This is a genomic window from Flavobacterium sp. KMS (assembly GCF_000813005.1).
GTDB lineage: Bacteria > Bacteroidota > Bacteroidia > Flavobacteriales > Flavobacteriaceae > Flavobacterium.
The window spans coordinates 221,226-244,286 of the sequence record NZ_JSYP01000007.1; the positions used below are offsets into that span (position 1 = coordinate 221,226).

Consider the following 23,061-nt stretch of genomic DNA (forward strand, 5'->3'; position numbering starts at 1 on the left):
AGTAATAGCGAGATTTTTTTTTGAAATCTAGTTAACCTGATATACTAGTTTTACGGTAATATTAGCCGTTTTGTTTTTAGAGGTTGTATTAAATGATCCTCCATAAGAAAAGTCTTCAGATGAATTTTGCCCTGTAATTTGGAAAACTCCCATGTCTGATTTTTTTAATTTCCCTAAAGAAGCATCTGCATTTTCAGCAATGCTTTTGGCTCTGGAACTAGCATCTTTAGTTGCCTCAGCAATCATTTTTATTTTAAGTTCAGCTAGTTTGGTATAATAATACTCAGGAGGATTAGAATAGAATTCGACTCCGGAATTTATTAATTCGCTAGATTGTCTGGAAATTTCCTCAATTTTATTTACTTCTTTAGATTGAATAGTTACACTTTGGGTTAATGTAAATCCCGTAAAAACTTGTTGTTTTGGTGTTCCATTTTCATTGTATGAAGTGTCAAAATCTTTATTGAAGTTTATTGCAGAGAAAACCATTTCTGAAGCTTTGATTCCTTTGCTAGCCAAGTAGTTTTTTATTTTCTCTCTATCGCTGTCTAATGATGCATAAGCTTCTTTTAGCGTAAGACTCTTTTTAGAGAATGAACCACTCCAGACAATTAAATCCGAAACAAAATCTTTTTTCCCCAGACCTGTAACACTAATAGTATCATTGCTTTTATTTCTATTTTGGAATGCATTAGAAAACAAATAGGCAGAGATAATCACTGCTAAAGAAATAATAATAACATTTAAATTGTTTTTGAACATGGCATATAATTTTAAATTCAATCAAATATATCGAATTAATTGTGTTCATTTTTAACACAGGCTTATATTTTTCTCCTTTTGTCTTCGTTGTTTTTTTTCTACATTTACCAAACAAAATTCAAACAATGACTTTCGAAAACACACGTGAATTTGCACAAAAACTTGATTCACAAGATATATTGCATAAATACCAAGACGAATTTATTTTTCCTGAAGTAAATAATAAAAAGGTTATTTATTTTACAGGAAACTCTTTGGGATTACAGCCAAAGCGTACAAAATCCTATGTTGATGAAGTAATGGCAGATTGGGCAAATCTTGCTGTTGAAGGGCATTTTTATGCCGAAAAACCTTGGTGGGATTATCAGGAACGTTTTGCCAAACCACTTAGTAAAATTGTAGGTGCTTTGCCAAGCGAAGTTACTGTGATGAATACATTAACGGTTAACCTTCATTTATTGATGGTGTCTTTTTACAGACCAACTGCAACCAGATATAAGATTATTTGTGAGGAAAAAGCATTTCCTTCAGATCAGTATATGTTTCAGAGTCAGGTACATTTTCATGGTTATAAAACAGAAGATGCTATTGTAGAGATCAAGCGTCGCGAAGGAGAACATAATATTCGACTAGAAGATGTTTTGGCCAAAATTGAAGAAGTTGGAGATCAATTGGCTTTAGTCTTAATTGGTGGAGTGAATTATTATACAGGACAAGTTTTTGATATGAAAACCATTACTGCGGCTGGACAAAAAGTAGGAGCCAAAGTAGGTTGGGATTTAGCGCACGCAGCAGGAAATATAAAATTAGAATTGCACGATTGGAATGTCGATTTTGCAGCTTGGTGTAGTTATAAATACATGAACTCTGGACCAGGAAATGCATCTGGTTGTTTTGTACATGAAAAGCATCATAATAACCCCGATTTACCTCGTTTTGCAGGTTGGTGGGGACATAATAAGGAACGCCGTTTTAAGATGGAACCTAATTTTGACCCAGTTCATGGAGCTGATGGGTGGCAAATAAGTAATTTACCAGTGCTTTCTTTAGCGCCTTACCTAGCATCAGTAGAAATGTTTGATGAAGTAGGAATGGATGCTTTAATTGCAAAAAGAGATAAAATAACAGCTTATCTGGAGTTTATCTTACATGAAATAGATAAAGAAGTAAAAGGTAATTTTGAAGTTATTACTCCAGCTGATCCTAAGGAAAGAGCGTCGCAATTGTCAGTGTTTTTGCATGGAGAAGGACGTAGCTTATTTGATTATTTGATGAAAAATGGAGTTATTACAGATTGGCGCGAACCTAATGTTATTCGTTTAGCTCCAGTTCCTTTGTATTGTTCTTTTGAAGACATGTATGAGTTTGGACAAATTTTAAAAAGAGGAATTTTAGAATAGTCTAAACCTAAATAAATAAAATATTTTAAAGTCAGCTAATTCAGATTGTTATGAATTGGCTGACTTTTTTTGCGTAGTTTAATTTTGTAACGATCTCTTAAAATTATGTAATTCCAGACAAAAGTTTAGGCTTTACTTTGTTATGTTATAAATACCTAAATTTTACAATCATGAAAACATTATATTTAGTATTATTTTCTTTTGCGATTATCTCGTGTCAGAATCAAGGGAAAATAGATATTCAAAAAGCCAAGCAAGCGAGTATTGACTCTATGAAAGTTGAAATTAATAAACAAAAAGTTATTGATTCAATGAAAACAGAGATGGCAAAAGTTCAAGAAGAAAAAGAGCAAGTTCAAGCCCAGGCAGAATTAGCACCTCAAAAAGTGGTTGTTGTAAATCAGCAAGCGCCAGCTGCTGCCGCGCCAAAGAAAAAAGGATGGAGTTCGACTGCAAAAGGAGCTGTAATTGGTGCTGGAGTTGGAGCTGTTACAGGAGCAATTATCAGTAAGAAAAAAGGCGAAGGAGCAATAATAGGAGGGTTAGCAGGTGCTGGTGTTGGTGCAGGAACTGGAGCAATTATAGATGGAAAAAAGAAAAAAGAATAGAGTAGACCGCTATTCTTCGAATAAATGTTAGTTATATTCAAATTAGAAAAACCACCTCAAATTAATTTTAGAGGTGGTTTTTTGCATAATAAAGAAATGTGGTATTATTGTCTTATGATGGAATAGCTATAGCAATAAGCTTAGTTCTATAATCATTAAATTGATTTTGAATTTCTGCTTTATCATTCTTAAAATAAGAAGAAGCTGCAAGCAGATTTTCGTAATATGCAATTCCGCTTAAAAGATTGTCTTTAAAAGCTTGTAATTTTTTAGTTTGTGCAGCTGTTATTTCTGCCGAAATATTCTCGATATCTTTCTTAAAATAATCCAGATACATCTTTAATTCTTTTACGAATAAATTCGGACGATTTTTAACGCGTATAACCGACTTGTTTCCGTAAATATGCTGTACCATATCGTTCAGAGATACTTCTTGATCAAAATAGGCCATATTTGGACCAGGGCATATAACAACACCTTGAGCTTGTCCTTTTATTTTAATATCGTTCTCTATATAAGATGCATTTGCGAGTCCTACACATAAACATGATTTTTCGGTAATAGCAGCTTTTAATTTTTCAAAAGATTCTGGCGAAATAGTATCTTTTATAGTTTCTAATTCGGCTAATTTTAAATCTTGGTATTTTTTTGAAGCCGAACAAGTTCCTTTTGGATCGTATTCTTTGCTTAACGCCAAAAATTTCTTCGGGCAAGAACTTCCTGCTTTATTATCGTGAATACGTTTTTGTTTCAGGATTTCGTTAGAGGTTCCTCTTAAGGTATTAAACGGTACGCCTAAAGGAGAAATATGACTTAAATATAAATCCTCTTCTTGGGCTTTCATTAATAAGTTGCGAGTAGGCTGATCTACAGATGTCGCTTCTGGAACTAGTAAAAAAGGAGTTCCCCAACCTACAGAATCTACACTATAGTTATCTAATAAAAACTCGTGTTCTTCGGCAGTTCCCACACCACCTTGTACGGTAATTTTAAGAGGTAAAGGATTTTCGGGAACTAGAAATTGTTTTTGCTGTAATGCTTTTACCATTAAATCATGAGAAGATTGAATCAATTGGTCTTTTTTCTGCTTGAATTCTTCTAAGATAGGACCTAATAATAAACCTTCGGTTGCAAATGCATGTCCACCACAGTTTAATCCTGATTCTATACGATACTCAGAAACCCAAAGTCCTTTTTTTGCCAAAAAGTTACCTTGAATCATGGCTGATCTAAAATCACTTACTTTTAGTATAATTTTCTTTTTAAGCTCATTATTGCTGTTTGGAAAAAAGTCTGGAAAATTCTCAAAGTAGCTATATAGTCTAGGATTCATTCCAGCAGAAAGAACTAAAGAAGATTCTAGATTACTATTTGCAAAACCTCGAAGAGCTGCATGAGCATCATTAAATTCAATAGGTAATTGTTCGTCTTTGATAAAGTTATCTTTATCAAGTTTTGTCATAATATTTACATCAATTGCTCCTGCAGAAAGATGTGATTCGATATAATTTTGGATGTTTTCTTTAAACGAAATACCATCTTCCATTAAGTTTAAAAAACCTTTTTTTATCTCAGAACTATTAGGCAGCATCGAGATATAGTTTTCCAGTGCTTGTTTGCTCTCAGATAATTCGGTTTTAAAATTTTCAAATTTTTGTTTTACGATTTTATCTACTAAGTTTAAGTAGGTTGTAATACGTTTGGCTCTGTAATCGTGAATTTTTTGGCTTATTTCCTGATAAGAAGAATTGAATTTTTCAGAATAAAAAGCAGTCATCTTTTCAATTAACTCATCATCTGCAATCGAGATTACCGATGAAATACCATATTTAGCTACTCGAATCGGGCTGTCAATAGTATAAGCGAGTCCCATTACAGGGATATGAAAAGAGTGTATGGGGTTTTTTGTCATTTGAGATTATTATAAAATTTAATAAATGACAAATGTTGTAAAATCATTTTATAAAAAAACTGATATATATCATGTTTATAGCGGATTAAGTTTGTTTTTTGGTGTGATTAAATTAAAATTTTCTTAAAAGATTCAGCTATACTTCTCCATAAAAAATTATAAAAAGACTTTTCCTGAATTCGTTCTAATTCTATTTCAGTTTTTTTAGCTTCATTATCAGAGTCTTTTTTAAGGATTAAATTAGCTAAAGAAGTTTTTAATTTTGCCTCTTTTTCAGGATCTTTCTTTTTGTATAAAGTAACTTTTAAGTCTTTATATTTTAAGCTTGCATTTCCTATAGCTTTTTTGTCATTTCCAGTAATATCAAAATGGTAATCATCAAAAGTTCCTTTAAACGAAGTATTAGTATATGGTTTTGTGAAAGCATACATGGCCTGAACATCAAATTTGGCAATACTCCCTTTTATACGGAAACCATCGTTTTTGTCTAGTACATTTAATGTCCAATGCACTTTTAAAGGTGAATTTTTCATAAAAAGACAATTGATTTTAATATCTAAATCGGGTGCTTTTTTTAATCCAAAACCACTCTGCAGATTTGTAGCGTTTAAGTTAAAACGACTGAAAGTTAATATCGCAGGTCCTTTCTGGAAATTGATTTCTTCTTCATATACTAATTTTGAATTTCGGATAGAAAGGGTGTCAATTTTTAGTGGAAACGGAATTTTTCGGAGTAAAGCATTATATAATGGTTTCTTACTTAAATCATCTGCGGGTATTTTATTTCGATAGATATTTGCATCTAAATCATCAAAAACAATAGAATTTGCATTAAAGAAAAACACATCATTTTTAAATCCCCAATTCATCGAATTGATATTTATATCAGTTGCCTTTATGGTAAAAAGATCTTTTTCTTTAGCTGATTTCTGTACAAATTGATGACGAGAATACAAAGGGATATAACTGAAGTTTTTTACTTTTAAAGAATGATTATTAGTTGTTATTTGCGACGCATTAATGGTGTAAAAAGGGTTTGGTTTGTAATATATACTATCACAATTTAGGGCGTATTTTTGATACGAAAAAGGGATTTTCTGTTTAAGAATTTCATCATTAATTACAATTCCTTCTAATACAATAGCGATATTTCGAGTGTATAAAATAGGCTTATTTGTTTTGGTAGACATGATGTCTAAACTTGCTTCATTGAGATAAATATTAGAAACAACAATTATTTTCTGGAAAGGTTCAATTACTTGTGTACGAATACTATTGCTGTTGTCAATTGCATTTTCATCTTTTTTATACAAGATTACTCGCGCATGATCTATCGTGATGCTTTTTGCACGTAACACATCATTAAATACAAGATTCCAGATGCTGAAATCATTTATGGCAACTGTTTTTATTTTAGAATAAATCCCAATTTTAGTAGTATCGTTTTTTGGTGCATTTTTAGGATTAATAACAATATTAGATGCATAAATATCTGCTGCCCAAAGATCGATTTTTATTGTTTCGTATGTAATTTGATACGGCGTTTTATTATTGTCCTGAATGATTTTTGGGAGTTGTTTTTTTACCCAAAAATTTAGCCCAGTATTTATTAAAAACAAAAGGGCTAAAAACGAAATGATTCCTATGATTATTTTTTTATTTAAAGACATTTAGTGCATATTTTATTTTAAATATATAAATTTAAAGACTTAAAAGGAATAACTTTTGGATACAATTGTGATTTTGATAATAATACATTTCATTAAAATATTTATTTATACAATTTAGAAACATGAAAAAAATCAAAAAAATACTGCTTGTTTTGTTCTTGATACTTGTTGTTTTAGGAATCGGTTTATGTACTTATATTTTTCATTTAAAACCGAAATATGAAGGAGAAGTAAAACTGAAAAACATTCAAAAAGAGACAACGGTATATTTTGATGATTTTGGAGTGCCACATATTTATGCAAATTCACAAAAAGAAGCCATGACAGTTTTGGGTTATGTACACGCTCAGGATCGTTTGTGGCAAATGGAGTTGATGCGTCGTATTGCATCAGGGAGATTGTCGGAAATTTTTGGTTCGGTAATGCTAAAGAACGATAAGTTTTTTTCGGGATTAGGAATAGAAGAAGCTTCGGCGAAAGCAATTGCGCAATTGGATAAAAATAGCCCGAGTTATCAATTAACGATGGCTTATCTGGACGGAATTAATCAATATTTGGAAGAAGGTGTTACGCCAATAGAATTTCAGTTGGTTGGAGTGAAAAAAGAAAAATTCACGATAAAAGATGTTTATAATATTTTTGGGTATATGTCTTTCAGTTTTGCAATGGCACAAAAGACAGATCCTTTAATGACTGATATTCGTAATAAATACGGAAATGAATATTTAAAAGATTTTGGTTTAAATGGAGAATTTAATACGACTCAGATAAAAAATGCAAAAGAGAACCCGGAAGAATTTGCAGTGATTTCAAAATCTGTCGCTTCTCTTCTTGAAAAATCTCCAATTCCCCCTTTTATAGGAAGTAATAGTTGGGTGGTTTCTCCTCAGAAAACGAAAAACGGAAAGGTTATTTTTGCTAATGATCCGCATATCGGATTTTCGCAACCAGGAACTTGGTATGAGGCACATTTAATAACTCCGGATTTTGAATTATATGGTTGTTATCTTGCTGGAACGCCATATCCTTTATTAGGTCATAATCGTGATTATGCATACGGATTAACAATGTTCGAAAATGATGATATCGATTTTTATCAAGAAGAAAATAAATCGGGAGATGCTAATGAATATAAAACGCCAAATGGTTTTGAAAAATATGAAACCAGAAAGAAGGTTATAAAGGTTAAAGATTCATCGGATGTTATTGTAGATGTAAAAATAAGCCGTCATGGTCCTGTTATGAATGGCTTGATCGAAGATTTAAAGAATAGTAATAAACCTATAGCAATGTCTTGGGTTTATACGCAACAGCCTATAAAAATTTTGGATGCTGTTTACGGACTTTCGCATGCAAAGAATAAAAATGATTTTAAGAAAGCAGTTTCACTTGTTGCTGCTCCGGGCTTAAATGTAATGTATGGTGATGCAAAAGGTAATGTAGGATGGTGGGCAACCGGAACTTTATACAAGCATAATAAAGGTGTAAATCCTAATTTTATTCTGGATGGGGCAAGTGGTAAAGATGATATTGCCGAATATTTGGATTTCTCCAAAAATCCATCGGCAGAAAACCCAAAATGGGGTTATGTATATTCGGCCAATAATCAGCCAGAAGCTATCGATGGATTTTTATATCCTGGATATTATTTGCCAGAAGATCGTGCTAAAAGAATTACGCAATTGCTTGATGCAAAATCTGATTGGGATAAAGAAGCGATTAGTAAAATGATTTTTGATAATACATCTCCAGTTGCTCCAACGGTGGTTCAGAATTTACTTTTGAATGTAAAAAATGAATCGCTTACGGCAAATGAAAAACAGGCATTATCTATTCTTAAGGATTGGAAAGGAACTAATAATCTGGAAGATGTTGCGCCTACGATTTACAATAAATGGGTGTATGCGTATTTAAAAAACACTTTTGAAGATGAATTGAGAGAGGAAAATTTTAAAAATTTCTTAGAAACACATCTTGTAAAACAAATTATAGCGAAACAAATACAAAACGAAAACTCGGTTTGGTGGGACAATATATTGACCAAAAATGTAAAAGAAACTAAGAAAGATATTTTAACAAAATCATTTCATGAAGCAATTGCGGGACTTGAGAAGCAATTAGGGAATACGGTTCAAGACTGGAAATGGGAGAAAGTACATACTGTAGAGTATCATCATCCTTTAGGGCAAGTGGCTGCTTTAAGAGGAATCTTTAATGCTGGACCTTTTGCGGTTTCTGGCTCAACTGAAGTAATCAATAATCAGTTTTTTGATTTTACTGATAAAGGAGTTTATAATGTAAAAGGCGGACCATCGACAAGAAGGATTATTGACTTCTCGGATATAGAAAATAGTTGGAGTATTTTGCCAACAGGGCAATCTGGGAATCCATTTAGTAAACATTATAAGGATCAAGCGGAGCTTTATAATGCAGGAAAGTTCCGAAAAATGAAATTAAATAAGGAGGAGATTGTTAAAACTTCGACTAAACTGGTTTTTAAACCTATATAGAAAACGGAAGGTTTTATGCCTGGATTTATTTCATTATCTAACTGATTGCGTGAAGGATTGAAGTGAAAATCCTTTTTTGAGGAACGAAAAAAAGATTGTAGCGAAAAGCCTGACCCGACCTTTTTGGGAGGGGCACGCCCAAATATTTCTTTGATTTATAGCCTATTCTATAGATTATATACTTATTTTTACGAGCGTATAATCACATTTTTTTTTGATGCAAACTCCACTTAAAATTGCTATTGTAGGTTCTGGATTGGTTGGCTCATTGTTGGCAATTTATCTTAAAAAGGAAGGTCATGAAGTTCATGTTTATGATCGAAGCCCAGATATTCGTAAAATTAATTTTTCGGGACGATCGATAAATTTGGCAATGTCTAATCGAGGCTGGAAAGCACTAGATGGCGTTGGTGTAGGAGATGCTGTTCGAGAAATTGCTATTCCGATGGATAAGCGAGCCATACATTTGGTTGATAAACTTAATTTTCAGAATTACGGACAAGAAGGCGAAAGTATTTATTCGATTTCGAGAGGAACCTTAAATCGTAAAATGATTGATTTGGCAGAAAATGCCGGAGCCGATTTTTTCTTTGAGCAAAAGATATGGGATGTAACTTTAAGCGATGCTACATTACATATTGGTGATACGGAAAGAGGGGAGTGGGAAGAGAAAAAATACGATATGGTTTTTGGAGCCGATGGTGCTTTTTCTAGAATTCGTCATCGTATGCAACGCCAAAGCATGTTTAATTATTCGCAGGAATTCTTGAATATGGGATATAAGGAATTAAATATTCCGGCAAATCCTAATGCTACTCATAAACTAGATAAAAACTCATTTCATATTTGGCCACGTGGGGAATATATGCTTATTGCATTGCCTAACTTGGATGGTAGTTTTACGTGTACTTTGTTTATGCCTTTTGAAGGAGAAAATTCTTTTGATTCGCTAACAGATAGAAAACAGGTTGAAGACTTTTTTGAGAAAAACTTCCCGGATTCTATTGAGGTTATACCAAAATTAGCCGAAGATTTCTTTAATAATCCTACAAGTACATTGGTAACTATGAAATGTTTTCCTTGGACTTATAGTGATAAGATTGCTTTAATTGGCGATGCATGTCATGCTATTGTTCCTTTTTATGGACAAGGGATGAATGCTGGTTTTGAAGATATCACGGTTTTGTACGAAATGATTCTTAAATATGGAGATGATTGGAAAAAGATTTTCTCTGAGTATGAAATTTCTCGTAAACCAAATGCGGATGCAATTGCAGAACTTTCGTATCGCAATTTTATGGAAATGAGTACGAAAACGGCTGATGAAAAATTCTTGTTACAAAAAAAGATAGAAAAAGCTTTTTCGGATAAACATCCAGATAAATGGATTCCGCTTTATAGTCGTGTTACTTTTAGTGATCGCCCTTATGCCGAAGCATTGGCAATAGGAGATTTTCAGAATACGATTATGGAAGAGGTTTTAAGAATGGAAAATATAGAAGCTATTTGGGATAGTCCAGTTGTTGAAAATAAAATCCTTGATTTATTAAAATAAGATATAGTTAGATATATAAAACAAGAAACCCTTTTGATGTTATATTAAAAGGGTTTCTTGATTTTTAGAATTTACTTCTTGAACATTTTTGATAAAACGCCAAATACACCTCTTATAAAAGTAGCACTGGTTACTACTTTTAGTACTGATTTGCCAACTACGCTTGCAGTACTTGGTTCATTACTCGTTTTCTGAGAAGTTTTCTCTTCTTGTCGAGAAGAAGCTTCTTGTTCGGCATCACTAATTTTTTTGGTTAATATTTCGTAAGCACTTTCACGGTCGATTACCTCGCTATATTTTTTAACCAATTTTGATTTCTGGTTGATTTCCTGAATTTCACTTTCTGTTAATACATCCATTCTACTCATTGGTGCTCGCATCATAGTGGCTACTAATGGTGTTGGAACTCCTTTTTCATTTAAGGCTGTAACCAGAGCTTCTCCTATACCTAAACTCGTAAGTAGTTCGTCAGTCTTATAATATTTAGATGTAGGGTAGTTGTCGGCAGTTTTCTTGATGGCTTGCCTGTCATTTGCTGTAAAGGCTCTTAAGGCATGCTGAATCTTTAAACCTAACTGTGCTAAAACTCCACTTGGTACATCCATTGGGTTTTGAGTTACAAAATAAACTCCAACTCCTTTTGAACGAATAAGCTTTACAATAGTTTCAATTTGCTCTAGCAATACTTTGCTAGCTTCGTTGAAAATTAAGTGCGCTTCATCTATAAAAATGACTAATTCAGGTTGGTCAACATCTCCCTTTTCGGGCATTTGTTGGTATATTTCGGCAAGTAAACTCAACATAAAAGTCGAGAATAATTTAGGTTTATCCTGAATATCCGTTAAACGAATGATATTTACGTATCCTTTACCGTTTTCGTCGATGCGCATTAAATCATCAATTTCAAATGATAATTCACCAAAAAAGATATCTGCTCCTTGTTGTTCCAGTTCGATTATTTTTCGGAGAATTGTTCCAGTTGTGGCTGTAGATATCTTGCCATAACTGGCTGCGATTTCATCTTTTCCTTCTTCGGTAATATAATTAATGACCTTTTTAATGTCCTTTAAATCTAATAAAGGCATTTTATTATCGTCACAATATTTAAAAATTACCGAAATAACACCCGATTGAGTATCATTTAAACCTAATATTCTAGAGAATAAAACAGGTCCGAATTCTGAAACTGTAGCACGTAATCTAACTCCGCTTTGTTCAGAAAGAGACATTAATTCTACAGGAAATTGGGATATATTATAAGGTATATCGATTTTTGCATGTCGTTCGGTAATAAAAGACTTTTCTTCTCCTTCTTTAGCAATACCACTAAAATCTCCCTTAATATCCATCATTAAAACAGGGATTCCTGCTAATGAAAGTTGCTCAGATAGTACCTGAATCGTCTTAGTTTTTCCAGTTCCAGTCGCTCCAGCTATTAATCCGTGACGGTTTAATGTTTTTAATGGGATTTTTACGTGAGCATTTAGAGGTTCCCCATCGAAAATTGCTCCACCAAGAATAATACTTTCCCCTTTGGTTTGATAACCGTCATTTATACTTTGAATAAATTCGTCTTTTTGGCTCATATTTATGTAACATTAATTCAGTTGCAAGGTATAGATTTTTTCTTAAAACGTTTAATTTAGCTATGTTAGCGTAAAAAAAAACTAATTTTGTTAAAAATAATAATAAAAAATATTTTCTTAACACATTATGAAGATTTTGAGAGATTGCATTGCTTTTTACTAAATCGTTGTAAATTTTATCATAAATAATTATTTTTTTACTTCGATTTTATTTAAAATACAATTAATTCAATTAGATATTTTTTGTTTTAAGGTTAAATTAATTGGAATTAAATTGAAAAAAGTTTTTTTATTTAAACTAAAAATATAAATTTGCTGCACTACAAGTTTATTATAACTAAAAAATAAAAATTATTTAAAACTATTAAAATTAAAAAAAATGGCAAACGTTAAAGTTAAAAAGGAAAGTACTTCAAATGGCGGAGGAATGGTGTCAGGATTGATTATTGCAGCATGTATTTTTGTGGGTTGGTGTATTTGGAATTTCCTAATGGGTTCTCCATCGAATTTTGAAGGTGGTACAGTTGAAGGGCACCCGTTGAATATATTAGGTATGGTTTACCATGGAGGTATTATCGTTCCTGTTTTGTTAGGTATGTTATTAATGGTTATCGTATTTTCTATTGAAAGATTTACAGTTATCTCTAAAGCTGCTGGAAAAGCAAACTTAGATAAATTCATGAAAAGTGTACAAGGAAGCATTAAAGAAGGAAACATTGATGCAGCTATCGCTTCTTGTGATAAACAACAAGGTTCAGTTGCAAATGCAATTAAATCAGCTTTAATTAAATATCAAGAAGTTAAAAAAGAAGGTTTCAACAGTGAAGAAGCTTCTGAAACTATCCACAAAGAAATCGAAGAGATTACTTCATTAGAAATGCCAATGTTAGAGAAAAACATGACAATCATTTCTTCATTAGTATCTTTAGGTACATTAGGAGGATTGTTAGGAACAGTATCTGGTATGATTAAAGCATTTAGCGCGTTAGCTTCTACAGGTTCTCCTGACCAAGCTGCACTTGCAAATGGTATTTCTGAGGCACTTGTAAATACTGCAACTGGTATTAGTACTTCTATCTTTGCTATTATTGCTTACAACTTCTTTACATCTAAAATTGATGATTTAACTTATTCTATTGACGAAGCAGGTACTACAATCGTAAATACTTACAGACACTTTAGAGGAAGTTTAAAACAATAAATAATTTTTTAGCATGATTATTGTGCTAAATTTAAAATAAAAGATAATGGCAAAAATAAAAATGAAAAAAAAGTCAACGTCTACGGACATGACTGCCATGTGTGATGTTGCATTTCTTTTGTTGACATTCTTTATTTTGACTGCTACTGCAAAAGTGCCTGAGGCACTTCCTGTAGACACGCCTTCATCTACTGTACAAACTAAATTACCTGAAACGGATTTAGCTACACTTACAATAGGAAAAGGAAAAGTATTTTTTGATTTAAAAGGAAGAGAAGTTCGTAAAAGAACTTTGGAGCTAATGGGTGAGAAATACGGTGTTGCTTTTTCTGACAATGATAAAACTGAATTTGCTCTAATGGAAGGATTTGGAGTTCCAATTACAAGTTTAAAGCAAATCATTGACATGAAAGCGGCTGATAGAAGTAAAGCTGATCAACCTGGTATTCCTAAAGATTCTTTAGATAATCAGTTAAAAGAATGGATTTACAATGCGCGTATTGCAAATATTGAAATTGCTGATAAAGAATTACAATTTGCGATAAAAGGTGATGCTAAAGAAGAGTATCCTGCGATTCATAAAGTAATGGACATCTTGCAAGATCAAAAAATCAATACCTTTAGCTTAGTTACTGGTTTGAGAGGAAAAGACTTTTAATTAAAAAACATACACTAAAATGGCTGAATTAAATACCGACGGCGGTGGAGGCGGAAAAGGTGGTAAAGTAAGAAGTAAAAAGCAAAACTCAAAAGTAGATTTAACTGCGATGGTAGATTTGGCTTTCTTACTAATCACATTCTTTATGCTTACCACAACGTTGTCAAAGCCTCAATCGATGAACTTGGGGTTGCCAGATAAAGAGAAGGATCCTAATGAAAAGAATGATATTAAAGTAGATGAAAATCGTACAATGACTTTATTATTAGGCCCAGATAATAAATTAACTTATTATATGGGATTGTTAGCAACTCCTATCGCTGGACCTAAAGATATTGCTTATGGGAAAGACGGAATCCGTAAAGAATTAGTAAGCAGAAAAAAATCTGTTTTAGAATATTCTGCTGGAATTGGGAAACCAAAAAACGGAATTATCGTAATTATAAAACCTACGAAAAAATCTAGTTACCGTAATTTGGTTGATATCTTGGACGAAATGGCTATTACTGGCGTAGAAACCTATGCAATCGTTAATGAGTTTTCGCCAGAGGAAACAAAATTGGTAGAGAAAAAATAAGAGCAATCTTATCTTTTAACACCCTAATAATCAAGAAAAATGAAATTAGATATTATAAAAAACCAGTGGCTTGATATCGTATTCGAAGGGCGTAATAAGATATATGGTGCATATGAGTTAAGAAAATCTAACACAAAAACTACGGTAAGAGCACTTATCGTTGGGTCAGTTATTTTTTCAATTGCTGTTGCTGCGCCAGTTATTGCAAGCCTTTTGCCAGATTCTAAAGCAGATGAGGCAAGTAAGGATATTAAGATTACCACTGTAAAATTACCACCTAAAAAAGAGGAGGTAAAACCAAACCTTCCGCCTCCACCACCTCCACCTCCAAAAGTGGATCAAGTGAAGTTCGTGAAGCCAGTTGTAGCAAAAGCTGATGAAGTAACTGAAGAGCCACCAAAATTAGTGGAGCTTAAAGAGAAAAAAATTGGTGCTGAAACTATTAAAGGAGATCCTGATGCAGTATTAACTGTTGAGCCAGTAGGTACAGGAACAGCTGCAGTAGTTGAAGAAGATACACAAATTTACAACACAGCAGGTATCGAAGTAAAACCTGAATTCCCTGGAGGGATTGAAAAATTCTACAAATTTGTAGGTAATAACTATAAAACTCCAGAAGAAGAAGGATTGAAAGGTAAAGTATATGTTACTTTCGTAGTTGAAAAAGATGGATCGTTAACAGACATTAAAGTTTTAAGAGATATTGGTTATGGAACAGGAACCGAAGCTATTAGAGTTTTAAAGAAATGTCCAAAATGGAATCCAGGTGAGCAAAATGGTAAAAAAGTTAGGGTATTATACTCTCTTCCTATTACTATTCAATCTGCAGACTAATGTTGAAGAAACTGCTTGATAATATTAAGAAGAAATCGCTAAAAGAGCGATTTCTTCTTGTTTTAGGAATGTTCTTCTTTCTAATGTATTTTGTAATAGGTTTAGTAATTATTTTTTGGAAAGCTTTACCAATTGCAATGGAATTTAAATATAGAGTTGCTTTTGGTATATTATTAATCGTATATTCGTTTATAAGATTTGTGAGGTTTTTTAATTCAAACACTGATTAGTTATGCTAAAGAATAGTAAAGTTTTGTTTTTAGTATTGTTTGGTTTATTGTTTATTACTTGTAATCAGAAAGATAAAAGTAAAGTAGACAAAGAATCAATACTAAAAGGATCTATGGATATTACTGTAGATGAAACGTTGGTTCCTATTGTTGAGGATCAGGTGCTTATTTTTGAAAGCACTTATGATGCAAAAATTGCTATAAAGCCAAAATCAGAAGCGGAACTTATTAATGATTTACTAAATCAAAAAGCTACTGTTGCTTTTACAGCAAGAGATTTGACAAAAGAAGAGAGAGAAGTTTTTAATAAAAAGAAAATTGCCCCTAGAGTAACGCCAGTTGCTACAGATGCAATTGCATTTATTTCAAACAAAGACAATAATGATACTTTAATTGCGTTGAAAACAGTGATTAATTTAATGCAAGGTAAACCCGAAGCAAGTATCAAAGGATTAGTTTTTGACAATCCAAACTCTAGTACAGTGCGCTATTTAAAAACTTTGGCAGGAACTAAAGATATTCCTAAAGAAGGAGTTTTTTCATTTAAAACGAATGAAGAAGTAATTAAATTTGTATCTGAGAATAAAGGAATGGTAGGAGTTGTAGGAGTAAATTGGTTGTCACAACCATCTCCTAAAATGAAAGATTTTGTTGCTAAAGTTAATGTATTGAGCGTAAAAGGTCTTACTAGTGATAAATTTGTTGCTCCAACTCAAAACAATATAGCAGAGGGTACTTATCCTTTGGCACGTGATTTGTATATTATCAATTGTCAAGGATACTCAGGATTAGGTATTGGGTTTGCTTCTTTTGTAGGAGGCGATATTGGACAAAGAATAGTTTTAAAATCTGGATTGTTACCAATACGTGTTCCTGGAAGAAAACTCAATGTTAGAAGTGAAATTATTAACGAAAAAGAATAAATTAATTACAACAGAGATGAATAAATTTAAAATTTTTAGTGTTGCGTTAATGGCTACAGCTGCTGGAACTTATGCACAAGACATAAGTCAAGCTAAAAAAGCTATCGATGCAGAGCAATTTGAAAAAGCAAAATCAGTTTTACAATCAATTATAAAAGCAAAACCAACAGATGGTGAAGCTCCATTTATATTGGGTAATATTTATTTAAGTCAACAAGTTGCTGACTCTGCAAAAATATATTACCTTAATAGTACAGCTGCATCTAGCCGTGCTAATCTTGGTTATATTGGTTTAGGTCAATTAGATTTAGATAATAAAAATACAACTGCAGCTCAGGCTAATTTTGCTTCAGCTATAAAGCCAATGAAAAGAAAAGATGTAGAGGAATTTATCTATATCGGTAAAGCATACATGAATTCTGTTAATCCAGATTACAAAAGTGCTATAACTTCTTTAAATCGTGCGGTAGCAGTAGATCCACAAAATGCTCAAGTACTTTTAGCACTTGGAGATGCATATTATGGAGACAACAATCAAAATGAAGCTTACAAATCATATCGTAATGCATTCCAAGCAGATCCAACATTGTTGAGAGCAAAAATGCAACTTGGAGTATTATTAAAAGGAGCTAAATCTTACGATGAAGCTATTAAATCTTTTAATGAAGTTATTGCATTAGATGCTAATTATGGTCCTGTTTATAGAGAATTAGCTGAAACATATTACAAATGGGGAAGAAATAAGCCTTCTAAGTCAGAAGAGAATATGCAAAAAGCTATTACTAGCTATGAAAAATATTTAACGCTTACGGATTATTCTATACATTCAAGAATGCGTCATGCAGACTTTTTAATTCTTGTAAAGGATTATAAAGCTTTAGAAGTTGAGGCAAACAAAATGATTGAATTGGATAAAGTAAACCCTAGAATCTTCAGATATTTAGGATATGCTGCATATGAAAATGGTAATGTAGATGTTGCTATCAAATCATTAGAGGATTATGTAAAAAATCCTAAAAATAAAATTATTGCAAAAGATTATTTGTATTTAGGTTTTGCTAAAATTAAAAAAGGAACAAATGCTGAAGGTACTTCAGTTGATCCAGCTGCATTCGAAGCAGGTTTGGTAGAGATTAGAAAAGCTATTGCAATGGAGCCTTTAGCGGTTCAGGATTTAGGTGATCTTGGAAAAGTATTGTTTGGTAAAAAATTATACAAAGAATCGGGAGCACTTTTTGAATTTGGTACAAAAGTTCCTGAGTCTGCAACTTATTTAGATGATAATATTTATTATGGTTTATCAATATACTATGATAACAACAAAGCTAATACTAAGCCAGACGCAATTGCTTTACAAAAAGCAGATGCTGCATTTGTAAATGTAATTACAGCTTCACCAACTTATCAAGAGGCTTACCTTTATAGAGCAAGAACAAACAGATTGCTTGAGAATGATGAGGCAATGACTAAAAACTACGAAGATTATATTGCAAAATCTACTGAAAAAGGAGCTGAAGAAATTGCTAAACCAGCAGTTAAAGCTAAATTCGTAGAGGCTTACAATAACATCGCAGCAAGTTATGCAAATACAGATAAAGCGAAAGCAATTGAGTATTTCAACAAAACTTTAGCATTGGATCCTACTAATGCTTATGCTACACAATCTTTGAATACTTTAAAATAATATAAAGATTCTTAATATTTTAAAACCGATAGTTCTTTGAATTATCGGTTTTTTTATTGTTCCATTTTTTATTGACTATCTTTGCACTTTAAAATTTAGTAATGTTATCAAAAGAAATACAATTAGAAGTAAATAAAGGTGCAATGTTACCCTTAATGGAAGAGTTTTACACGATTCAGGGAGAAGGATTTCATACAGGTACAGCAGCTTATTTTATCCGTATTGGAGGGTGTGATGTAGGTTGTCATTGGTGTGATGTTAAAGAAAGTTGGAATGCAGAATTGCATCCGCCTACAAGTGTTGATTTAATTGTAAATAATGCAAGTAAATATGCTGATACAGTTGTTGTTACAGGTGGAGAGCCATTAACATGGGATATGACTGTACTTACGACAGAATTAAAAAATAAAAATCTAAAAGTCCATATCGAAACCTCAGGAGCTTATCCGCTTACAGGAACGTGGGATTGGATTTGTCTTTCTCCAAAAAAGAATAAATTGCCTACGCAAACAGTTTATGATAATGCACACGAATTAAAAGTAATTATTTACAATAAGCATGATTTTATCTTTGCCGAAGAACAAGCTGAACTAGTAAACGGAAAAGCAATATTGTTTCTTCAGCCGGAATGGAGTAAAAAAGAAGAAATGACTCCTCTTATTGTAGAGTATGTCATGAATAATCCGAAATGGAGAGTATCACTTCAAACACATAAATATTTGAATATTCCTTAATCAAGGATACTTATATGTTACAAAAACAAAAGCCTATTCATGCATGAAGAGGCTTTTGTTTTTATCGCTAATTATGTATGATAACCAATATGTATAAATAGTATACAAGCTGTGTAAAATGTTTTCATTTTGAGTTTAGCTAGGAAAACAAATATAATTACCATCCCTTACGTTTCTTCAGAGCTGTAATGTGAGCTAAATGATGATTACCGTGCCAGGCATACGTTCCTATCATTTGCTTGATAGAAACTATTGAATTATTTTCGGGGTGAATAAAAGCTTTTTCAAGTTCTGTTTGAGACAAGCTTTTCATGATGTATCCTAAACGAAAATGCAAACCATCCAGTAAAGACAAAGTTGGTTGAATAGGCATTGTCAAATTATCAGGTAATTCAGCCCAAAGATCCTCGTGGTAAGCTTTTATTATTGGTTTGTCCTCAGTCAAAGCCCATTTTATTCGTATAAAACAATTCATATGGCTTTCGGCGCAATGATGAATGAGCTGTCTTACCGTCCAGCCTTCCGGTCGATAAGGAGTCTCAAGTTGTTCGTCAGATAAATTAATCACTTCTTTTTTTAGTCTTTCGGGGAAAGAAGAGATTTCTTCAATTTTATTTGAAATATAATCAGGAGAATAATTTTCAGGAGCTATAAATTTTCCGATAGGATATTTTAATTTTTCTAAATCTAAATTTTCCATGTTATGTATTTTATTTTTTAAATAGAAAGTTTGGCTAAATAATCATAATGTTCACCTTCTAAAACAAGTTCGCATTTAAAACCATTAGCGACAGCTGCATTTTGGAGCGTATTGTAATCTAAGTATAACCAGTCAAAAGCAGATTCTTTATCGCCTTTATAAGTTATATTAAAAACGAGTTCACCATAATACTCAGTATCCGATGGAATCCATTTCCCTCCATCTTCATCTTCGTCAAACATATAAATGATGTCTGAGCTATCGAGTAAGATTTGTCCACCAGGATTTAGAAGAGACTTTAGCTTTGATAAAAATTTATTGCAATTTTGAAGTTTTCCAAAAATGCCAACACCATTCATTAATAATATAATTGTATCATATTTTTCGCCATCTATAGTTAGTACATCTTGTGTTTTGGCATTTTTTACACCACGGAGATTGCAGGTTTCAATTGCTTTTTCCGAAATATCTATAGCGGTTACGTCTAATTTTCTTTCGTTCTGTAAATACAAACTATGACTTCCTGCTCCGCAGCCTACATCTAGTGTTTTTCCTTTGGCAAGTTCTAATGCTTTTTGCTCCAGTTTTGGCATCTCTTTAAAAGAGCGAAACAAATAAGCAACGCTCATTTCGTCAGCTTCAGAAATAGTGGTTTCGGTAATTAAATCCTCAGGCGAATTGTTGGTCTGGAAATCTAGCATTGCTTTCCCAAAAAGGTCTTTCATTGTATTTTAGTTCAAAGTTTAAGGTTTCGAGTTTAAAGTTGTTTAATTTTGCAAATCAACTTTAAAAATTAAACTTGAAAGAAATTTTAAACAACTTAAATAAGTTAGCCAAAGATAAGCATATCGAAAACAAAAAGTATTTCGATAAGCTTAAAAAGAAACAACCTAAGAATTTAGATTATGTAATGCAAGAATTACATGACGCCGAATTCAAAAAAACAGATTGCTTAAAATGTGCTAACTGTTGTAAAACGACAGGGCCATTATTTACAGATGCTGATATCGAGCGTATCTCAAAACATTTGCGACAAAAGCCGCAACAGTTCATCGAGCAATACTTGCGTATAGATGAAGATAAAGATTATGTTCTGCAAAGTGTTCCGTGTACATTTCTGGATAATGAAAATTATTGCATGATTTACGATGTGCGTCCAAAAGCATGCCGTGAGTTCCCGCATACAGATCGTAAAAAATTCCAGCAAATTTCTGATTTAACGCTTAAAAACGTCGCAATGTGTCCAGCGGCATTTAATATTGTCGAGGCAATGAAAAAGCGTTTACCTTTATAAGAGTGTTTTTAGGCTTAAATATTTCGTAATTGTTTTTACGAGTAATTTATGTTTGTTTATTAAACCGTATTTTTGAACTTATTATAAGACAACCCTATCAATTTTGAATCTAGAATATTTTATAGCCAAAAGACTTATCACTGCAAAGGATTATAAAAGCAGTATTTCAGCACCAATTATAAAAATTGCAATCTCGGCTATTGCAATCGGAATAATAATGATGTTAGTTTCAGTCGCAACCGGAATTGGATTGCAACAAAAAATCCGCGAAAAAGTCTCCGCTTTTAATGGTCAGATAATTATTTCTAATTACGATAATAACCAATCCGAGGTAACGTTAAGTCCAATTTCCAAAAAGCAAGACTTTTATCCTAAGTTTACTTCTGTTTCAGAGGTAAGTCATATTCAGGCAATAGCTAGTAAAGCAGGAATAATAAGAACTGAAATGGCTTTCGAAGGAATAATATTCAAAGGAGTTGGTGCCGATTATGATTGGAATAATATAAAAGAGTATTTAGTCGACGGGAGGCTTCCGGATTATTCCAAAGCAATTAATCAAGAAGTGTTATTATCGAGATTTCTTGCAGATAGATTAAATCTAAAAGTAGGAGATGAGTTTAATACCTTCTTTATAAAAGAAGATCAGAATAAATTACCAAATGTACGCCGATTCAAAATCGCAGGAATCTTCAATTCAGGATTTCAGGATTTCGATGCTACCTATATAATAGGAGATATTCGCCATATACAACGTATTAATAAATGGGCTCCAAACGAAGTTGGAGCATTTGAGGTTTTCTTAAAAGACTTTGATAATATAAAAACGACAGGAGACGAAATCTATCAGCAAACATCATCAACGCTAGATACTAAAACCATAATCGAAAAATACTGTTATATATTTGATTGGTTACAGCTCTTCGATTTTAATATTATAGTTATTCTTGCTATCATGATCATTGTAGCAACAATAAATATGGTAGTAGCACTATTGGTGTTAATACTAGAGCGCACACAAATGATCGGAATCCTAAAAGCATTAGGAGCTAATAATTGGGTCATTCGTAAAATCTTCCTTTATAATGCGCTTTACCTTATATTAAGAGGATTGTTCTGGGGGAATCTTATTGGGATTTCGCTATTGTTGATACAACAGCATTTTGGAGTGATTCAGCTTAATCCAGAAAACTACTATGTTAACCAAGCGCCAGTTTATCTCAACTGGGGATATGTATTGTTAGTAAATCTGCTTACGGTATCAGTTTGTTTCTTAGTGTTATTGATTCCTTCCTATATAATAACGAAGATTTCTCCAGTTAAAGCAATACGATTCGAATAGTTTCAGGAGCTATTTCCTGCTATCCGCTACAATCTTGTCCTTTTTAAAGAAAAAAGGCCAAGGATTTCCGCTACTATCAGGGCTAGGGGCGACAAAACATAACAAAACTCCCATAAGGAAGACAATAAAAAAGACTTTGAGTCTTAGCGACTTTGCGCGAAACCCAGCAAAAACAAGGAAAACCTAGAGAAAAAACCCAAAAAATCCAGAGAGAAAGAAAAAATCACACCCGTAAACATACCGTTATCAGACTGTTAAAAAATAAACCAAAAATACTCCATAAAAAGTATTGTTTAACTGAATAAAGGTGGTAGTTTTGCACCCGCAACAACGACAAACGTTCCTTTAAATACTGACAAGCAAGACGAATCAAATTAGAAATAAAATTCTAAAAAAAAGATTTAGAAAAGCTTGTGAGAATGGAAAACGGATGTTACATTTGCACCCCGCTAAACAACGGAAAGTTCCTTGAAAGATTGATAAGAAAGAAGAAAACGGAAACGAAAATTTTCCAAAAAAAACTTCACAAATTTCTTGCCAGTTAGAAAAGACTTTTCTACTTTTGCACCCGCTTTGAGAAACAAGCGACATTAAAAAGAAGAACACGTTCCTAGACATATTGAATTGACAGCCGTTTTAAGAGAGATCTTAGAACAACAAAATAAGAGTAATAGAATCGATAGATTTGAATAAAACCGATAGAATCATTAGTCGCTTGAAAGATTGATAAGAAAGAAGAAAACGGAAACGAAAATTTTCCAAAAAAAACTTCACAAATTTCTTGCCAGTTAGAAAAGACTTTTCTACTTTTGCACCCGCTTGACCGGCGCACGGGTGCGTAACGCGTATGCAATCTACCTTTTACAGAGGGATAGCCCAGAGAA

19 protein-coding genes are annotated in these 23,061 nt (G+C 32.6%); 13 read left to right on the forward strand and 6 right to left on the reverse strand.

The genetic code is table 11. The features are described from left to right. Positions 1-27 precede the first annotated feature (27 nt). Positions 28-762, reverse strand: a complete 735-nt coding sequence (locus OA93_RS09380; RefSeq protein ID WP_039112919.1) for an SIMPL domain-containing protein — start codon at positions 760-762, stop codon at positions 28-30. Positions 763-887: 125 nt separating this feature from the next. On the opposite strand from OA93_RS09380, the gene kynU reads away from it, so the two are divergent. Then, entirely contained in the window at positions 888-2,162 is a 1,275-nt protein-coding gene (gene kynU / locus OA93_RS09385) for a kynureninase (RefSeq protein WP_039112920.1), read from the forward strand. Between the two features lie 170 nt (positions 2,163-2,332). After that, on the forward strand, positions 2,333-2,770 hold the full coding sequence (locus OA93_RS09390; RefSeq protein ID WP_039112921.1) for a glycine zipper family protein: 438 nt from the start codon (positions 2,333-2,335) through the stop codon (positions 2,768-2,770). A 112-nt stretch (positions 2,771-2,882) separates the two neighbouring features. Here OA93_RS09390 and OA93_RS09395 read toward each other — a convergent pair whose 3' ends face one another. After that, a complete protein-coding gene (locus OA93_RS09395; protein ID WP_039112922.1) occupies positions 2,883-4,682 on the reverse strand; it encodes a hypothetical protein in 1,800 nt (599 codons plus the stop codon). Between the two features lie 107 nt (positions 4,683-4,789). Further along, positions 4,790-6,352 carry a hypothetical protein gene (locus tag OA93_RS09400; RefSeq protein ID WP_039112923.1) on the reverse strand — a complete coding sequence of 521 codons (1,563 nt, stop codon included), beginning with the start codon at positions 6,350-6,352 and terminating at the stop codon, positions 4,790-4,792. A 122-nt stretch (positions 6,353-6,474) separates the two neighbouring features. On the opposite strand from OA93_RS09400, the gene OA93_RS09405 reads away from it, so the two are divergent. Both OA93_RS09405 and OA93_RS09410 read left to right on the forward strand, forming a co-directional pair. Beyond that, positions 6,475-8,862 carry a penicillin acylase family protein gene (locus OA93_RS09405; protein WP_039112924.1) on the forward strand — a complete coding sequence of 796 codons (2,388 nt, stop codon included), beginning with the start codon at positions 6,475-6,477 and terminating at the stop codon, positions 8,860-8,862. 217 nt (positions 8,863-9,079) lie between these two features. Then, a complete protein-coding gene (locus tag OA93_RS09410) occupies positions 9,080-10,417 on the forward strand; it encodes an NAD(P)/FAD-dependent oxidoreductase (RefSeq protein WP_039112925.1) in 1,338 nt (445 codons plus the stop codon). 71 nt (positions 10,418-10,488) lie between these two features. On the opposite strand, the gene OA93_RS09415 is transcribed toward OA93_RS09410, so the two are convergent. Beyond that, positions 10,489-12,003: a helicase HerA-like domain-containing protein gene (locus OA93_RS09415; RefSeq protein ID WP_039112926.1), complete on the reverse strand. Its 1,515-nt coding sequence runs from the start codon at positions 12,001-12,003 to the stop codon at positions 10,489-10,491. Positions 12,004-12,382: 379 nt separating this feature from the next. Here OA93_RS09415 and OA93_RS09420 point away from each other — a divergent pair, with 379 nt between their 5' ends. The 7 genes from OA93_RS09420 to OA93_RS09455 all read left to right on the forward strand — a co-directional run bounded on the left by OA93_RS09420 (position 12,383) and on the right by OA93_RS09455 (position 18,844). Continuing rightward, entirely contained in the window at positions 12,383-13,204 is an 822-nt protein-coding gene (locus tag OA93_RS09420) for a MotA/TolQ/ExbB proton channel family protein (protein WP_035617242.1), read from the forward strand. A gap of 46 nt (positions 13,205-13,250) precedes the next feature. Continuing rightward, entirely contained in the window at positions 13,251-13,862 is a 612-nt protein-coding gene (locus tag OA93_RS09425; RefSeq protein WP_039112927.1) for a biopolymer transporter ExbD, read from the forward strand. Between the two features lie 19 nt (positions 13,863-13,881). Continuing rightward, complete coding sequence (locus OA93_RS09430) at positions 13,882-14,439, forward strand: biopolymer transporter ExbD (protein WP_039112928.1); 558 nt, start codon at positions 13,882-13,884, stop codon at positions 14,437-14,439. 39 nt (positions 14,440-14,478) lie between these two features. Continuing rightward, a complete protein-coding gene (locus OA93_RS09435; RefSeq protein WP_035617235.1) occupies positions 14,479-15,273 on the forward strand; it encodes an energy transducer TonB in 795 nt (264 codons plus the stop codon). Between the two features lie 232 nt (positions 15,274-15,505). Further along, positions 15,506-16,426: a substrate-binding domain-containing protein gene (locus tag OA93_RS09445; RefSeq protein ID WP_039112930.1), complete on the forward strand. Its 921-nt coding sequence runs from the start codon at positions 15,506-15,508 to the stop codon at positions 16,424-16,426. Between the two features lie 16 nt (positions 16,427-16,442). After that, positions 16,443-18,110: a tetratricopeptide repeat protein gene (locus OA93_RS09450; protein WP_039112951.1), complete on the forward strand. Its 1,668-nt coding sequence runs from the start codon at positions 16,443-16,445 to the stop codon at positions 18,108-18,110. A 101-nt stretch (positions 18,111-18,211) separates the two neighbouring features. Then, positions 18,212-18,844 carry a 7-carboxy-7-deazaguanine synthase QueE gene (locus OA93_RS09455; RefSeq protein WP_039112931.1) on the forward strand — a complete coding sequence of 211 codons (633 nt, stop codon included), beginning with the start codon at positions 18,212-18,214 and terminating at the stop codon, positions 18,842-18,844. Positions 18,845-19,001: 157 nt separating this feature from the next. Here OA93_RS09455 and OA93_RS09460 read toward each other — a convergent pair whose 3' ends face one another. Next, entirely contained in the window at positions 19,002-19,544 is a 543-nt protein-coding gene (locus OA93_RS09460; RefSeq protein ID WP_039112932.1) for a YfiT family bacillithiol transferase, read from the reverse strand. A gap of 17 nt (positions 19,545-19,561) precedes the next feature. Then, positions 19,562-20,269 carry a methyltransferase domain-containing protein gene (locus tag OA93_RS09465; RefSeq protein ID WP_039112933.1) on the reverse strand — a complete coding sequence of 236 codons (708 nt, stop codon included), beginning with the start codon at positions 20,267-20,269 and terminating at the stop codon, positions 19,562-19,564. 74 nt (positions 20,270-20,343) lie between these two features. Between OA93_RS09465 and OA93_RS09470 the strand changes: the two genes are divergently transcribed. Next, complete coding sequence (locus tag OA93_RS09470; protein WP_039112934.1) at positions 20,344-20,838, forward strand: YkgJ family cysteine cluster protein; 495 nt, start codon at positions 20,344-20,346, stop codon at positions 20,836-20,838. A gap of 103 nt (positions 20,839-20,941) precedes the next feature. Beyond that, positions 20,942-22,177, forward strand: coding sequence for an FtsX-like permease family protein (locus OA93_RS09475; RefSeq protein ID WP_039112935.1), 1,236 nt, complete (start codon positions 20,942-20,944; stop codon positions 22,175-22,177). The last annotated feature ends 884 nt before the right edge of the window (positions 22,178-23,061 follow it).